Raw genomic sequence first — 4,991 nt, 5'->3', positions numbered from 1 at the left:
CTACCTGTCGTCGCTCAACGCCCAGTACAACAAGCTCACCAGTTTCGTGCTGCCGATCCAGAGCAACCTGCTCTACGCGGATCTCTCCCATAACGCGCTGACCGACGTGCTGGGTCCCTTCGCCAAGGATCTCGGGGCGATGACCTCGCTCAGCTTTCTCGACCTGTCGAACAACGCGCTGAGCAGCATCGGCCCGGTCTCTTCGCTGCTTTACGAAGAGACCAAGACGGGCGGCACCGGCGGCGCGCTCACAAGGCTGTTCCTGCAGTGCAATCCCACCCTTGCCTGCGGAGATCTCGGGGCCGTCGACGGCTCGAAATACCCCGCAATCGGGACGGCCGGGTGCAGCAAGTACATCGCATCCAGCCGGTCGTGGGTCGGAGAACCCCACCCTGTCTGCAACTGAACTGACGTCTAACGGAGCCGGGAGATCCCTTATGGCACTCACCATGACAGCCAAACCCATCATGTTCCACGCGGACCTGTCCGACGCCCATCCGGGGGAGGACTATTTCCTCGCGCATATGGGCAAGCGGCACCGGTTCGTGCCTCATACCGAAGAGAGCCTCGCCGCCGCGATGGGAGACGCACCGCACCAGCAGTGCCGCGACGCGCTCAGCGGGGTCACGCATTACATCGAGGCCCCGGTTCACATGCCCGCCGAGACGGTTTCGCGCATCCATATCCGCCACACCATGCGCGGCTTCGAGGGCAGCCATGGTGAGGAAGGCATCAGCCATTCGGCGCTCTACTTTCCGCATGCGGACGACGCCTTTGCCTCCGACGCGAGCATGGTGCACGCCACCCCCATCGACTACACCTCGACCGCCAAGTGCCTGCTCTTTCACCACCCCGATCTGGTGACCAAGGACAAGGCGGGGGCCGACATCATCCTCGGCTTGATGGACAGCCCGAATGTCGCGACGCAGATCAACGCGCTTGCGACGCAGATGCGGATGATGGGGCAGCCGACCGAGACCTCGGGATGGGCGACGCTGCAACCCTTCGTCGAGAAGAGCGAGGAGGCCGATTACGACAAGAAGGCCTGGGGCACCTATCGCCAGCATCCCAGCGACCAGGTGCAGAGCGCCGCCGCCGCCCCTCTCAAGATGCTGATCAACCAGGTCAACAACCTGCAATCGCTCGAAAACGTCAAATGGACGGTGCAGACCGGCACCGCCGTGCAGACCGGTGACGGCGGCCCGCAGGTGCAGAAATTCGCCGAGCTTCTGGCGCTGCCGCCGTCGGAGCGGCTGACCGCGCAGACCGGCGACGCCTGGTCGGTCGCGGTCGCCAACACCGGCGCGGTGAACCTGCTGACCTTCAAGGCCTCGGTCGCGGACGCCGCCAAGAACCAGGTCAAGGTGACATTCGAGAACACCGCCTTCCGCTACCTCGGGCTCTACGTCCGGTTCTACGACGCCGCCGGCGACGCCATAAAGATCCCCAACTGGAGCGTGGATGACGAGGGGCTGTCGACGAAGATCATCATCGAGGCTTTCGACAACCAGTATGACGACCTGCGCTTCATCGGCATGATTTCCCCGATGAACTCGGTCTACGCGGTGCCGGTCCCGCCGCCCGGCGAGACCGAAGTCACCTTCACCTTCCCGCCCAAGGCGGTGTCGTGCTCGCTTTACGGCTCGGGTCTCGGGACCGGCGCGGATCTCTGGCCCAAGACCCCGGCGCTCGGCGGCATCCTGACCGCGGTCTTCAACCTCGGCGTTCCGTCCCTGCTACTGGCAGTGGGGGCCGCGGCACAATCCTACAAACCGCTCTACGACATCGTTCAGCAACTGAGCTCGAACAAGAAGGTGATGGCCGCGGGCGCGGCGCTGATTGCCGCCTATATCGGCGGCACCTCGGCGGCAAACCGGTCGTTCAACTGGTCCGCCGCGACCTCGGTCGTCAAGTTCCTGTTCAGCTCGGGGGTCGGAAAAGCCCTCGCCTGGGCCGAAGCCGAGATGGCTGGCGGCGCCATCGAGGACGAGATCCCCTTCGCGGGCTGGATCATGCTGACCGTCAACATCCTCACCACCGTGGCTCAGATGACCGAGACCATCGTCACCATCGCAACCTCGCCCTGGAACATCGAGAACAAGGTGGCGGTCACCATCACCTCGACCATCGACATCTACCCCGACCCCCGCGCACAGGTCTTTCCGCACGGGTCCGACCGCAAATACGTGGTCAAGCTCATCTATCAGAACGAGAACCGGCCCACCGTCAGCTACAAGCACACGCTCGGCGACACCGATGCGCCCACCAGCCTGCAGGCGGTCTTCGAAGGCAACACGCTCGGCGGATCGGTCAAGCTCGAGGCCGATTTCTATGTCGGGGACTGGCTCGCCGCGAAGGCAACGACCGACTGGCTGCCGAATGACAGGACCACGATGGCCCAGCAAAGCCTCTACCTCGTGGAATATCCGATCCCGCTCACCGACAAGTCGGTCTACGAGCACAAGCAGGTCCTGACCTATACCGGCGGCGCCTATCAATGGACCGCCTCTGCGACCGCGCCGACCGCCACCGTCGCAAGCCGCAACAACGCGCCGACCGGCAACAACTTCGGCGACTGGACCGGGATCTCGCTCAGCCAGCGCAAGGCAACGCTCGGCGTGGGGTTTCAGGCCGCCGGCACCGGGCTGGCGCAATGCGGGCAGAGCACGCCGGGCGGCCAGCTCTTTGCCTTCCAGACGGTCGCCATTCCCGGCATGCCCTCCATCGACGAAACCTTCCCAACCTGCGGTTTCGCGGGGCGCTCGCGCATGGTCTTCGATTACTTCCCGCCCAAATTCCTGATGGACAGCAGCGGCAACTGGGTCAAGGGGCCGGACGGCAAGATCCCGACCCCCGACCCGAAGGACCGCGATCTCGGCGAGTACTACATCGACCCGCGCCCCTCGTCGCTGCCCCCCGAGCAGGGCGGCGGCTTTCACCTCCGCAAGGTTACGCTCGAGGCCGGCGTGCCCTTCGACATGAACCCGGTCCAGCCGAGCTACGGGCGCTTCCCGCTGTTCCCGGACTCGGTGTCGCTGCACCCCTCGCTCAGGGTCATCGGCATCAATTCCTCGACCAAGAAGCTGATGGTGGCCCGGCTGATCATCGACGGCGCCGAGGACAAGGACGTGCCGCTGGCGGATTTTGCCGCCGGCCCCGCCACCGATCCGACCCGGCCAGGCCTGATGTTCTATCCTGTCGCGGTCAGCTGCGCCTATGACGGCACCATCCTCGTGCTCGAGGACACGTCCGCGGATCCCGCGCATGACGGTGCGCAGGTGGCGCGGATTTCGGCCTATGACCTGTCGATGAACCCGGTGCAGCGCTTTGTCGACGCAAATGGCGATCCGACGTACTGGCTGTATCTCTCCGGCGCCGCGGGCACGACCTTCCTCGACATGCAGACCGTCGGAGACGAGCTCAAGACCTACATGTACGTGCTGTCCTACAAGGGCGCGGGGATCGATCCGTCGGACTATGCCATGTCCATCTACACCTACGGCGCCAAGCCGCCGGCGCAGAACCCTCTGGTGACGACGCCGAACATGGCCGCCGCGGCGCTCGCGGTCGACATGTGGCACACGGTCTACACCCAGAACTACGCGATGGTGACCGACGGCGCCGGGACACCGGCGGGCCCGAGCGTGCCGGGCGCAGGACCGGACGGGCGCACCGGGCCGTCGATCAGCATGTGGCTGCCGCCCGTCTAGGGCACCCACCACACCGGCGCAGCGCAGAGCATTGATCAAAGGGGAACGGGACATGGCACAGGGTAGAACGATCTGGCACCGCGCGGGGCTGGGCCTCGCACTCGGCCTCTGGACAGGCGGCGCGGCGGCGCAGGGCGGCCCGCTCATCTGCCCCGGATGCGATCTCTCGGGGCAGGATTTCTCGGGGAGGACGCTCGAGGCGCCGAACCTCGCGGGCGCCAACCTCTCGGGCGCGAATTTCTCGGACACGGTGATCTCCGGCGGCAACTTCATCGGCGCGGTGCTTGCCGGCGCGACCTTTCAGGACGCCACCATCCAGGCAGGCCCCGGGGGCGTGCCCACCCTGTTTCAGAACGCCGACCTGAGCCGCGTCGATTTCACCGACACCACGATCACCGCCGGAGACTTCCAGTACGCCACCCTGACCTGCAGCGCCTTCCCCGGTGTCACGCTCACCGAGGCCGTGTTCGGCCCGGCGCTCGGGATCGAGCCCGCGGCCTCCTGCATCGCGGATTTCACCAACACGAGCCTGAGCTGCGAGTTCGCCCATCGCATCGACGCGATCGACACGACAGGCGCGGATCTGCCCGACTGCTCGGTCGCGCTCGATGACGGTACGGTGCTCGAAAGCGTCTTCGACGAGGCCGTGGCGCTTCCAGAGGAGAGTTACGAGGCGACCCAGGACGGCGTCGTGGCGCACGCCATGAGCGGCACATCGGCCTTCGTGCCACCAAAAGGCACCACCCTGCGCATCGATGCCGCCGTGGCGCAGACCGTCTATGTCTCGTCCGAGGGCACCGATGCGGCCGGCTGCGGCGCTGATATCTCGAACTATTGCAAGACCATCGCTTTCGGCGCCGATCAGTGCAGCTCGGCCGACTGCCTGGTGGCGCTGCAATACGGAACCTACCCGCTGACGGCGCCCGTGGCGCCCGGCAAGGGCGGCATCACCATCTCGGGCGGCTATGTCGGCGCCAAGCCTGTCGGCAACTATCAATCCCGCGTGCTCTCCCCGGAAGACGGCGTCCCCGCCTTCGATCTCACGGCGAAAGACAGCGGCATCACGTTGCAGAACCTGCTCATAATGGGCAGCTCTCCCAAGGCGCCACGGATCTCGGCCCACACCATCGCGCTGCGCGCCACCGGCGCGGCGCTGACGCTGGACGGGGTGAACCTCGTGGCCGCGGCAGGCACCACCGGTCCGGGCGTCGATGGCGGCGTCGCGGGCGCCCCCGGGATCACGGGCAGCCCCGGAACCGGCCCGAGCGCGCCCGGGTCCGG

At 66.2% G+C, this 4,991-nt stretch carries 3 protein-coding genes; all 3 read left to right on the top strand.

Translation table 11 applies throughout. The features are described from left to right. Positions 1–406 (top strand): hypothetical protein (locus AC6RA4_RS23250; protein WP_500164334.1); only part of this gene is annotated, 406 nt, incomplete at its 5' end. A 31-nt stretch (positions 407–437) separates the two neighbouring features. Then, entirely contained in the window at positions 438–3,710 is a 3,273-nt protein-coding gene (locus tag AC6RA4_RS23245; RefSeq protein WP_500164332.1) for a hypothetical protein, read from the top strand. Between the two features lie 52 nt (positions 3,711–3,762). Further along, positions 3,763–4,991 (top strand): pentapeptide repeat-containing protein (locus AC6RA4_RS23240; protein ID WP_500164331.1); only part of this gene is annotated, 1,229 nt, incomplete at its 3' end.

The organism is Salipiger sp., assembly GCF_059781815.1.
This window is presented reverse-complemented; position numbering and strand designations above follow the sequence as displayed.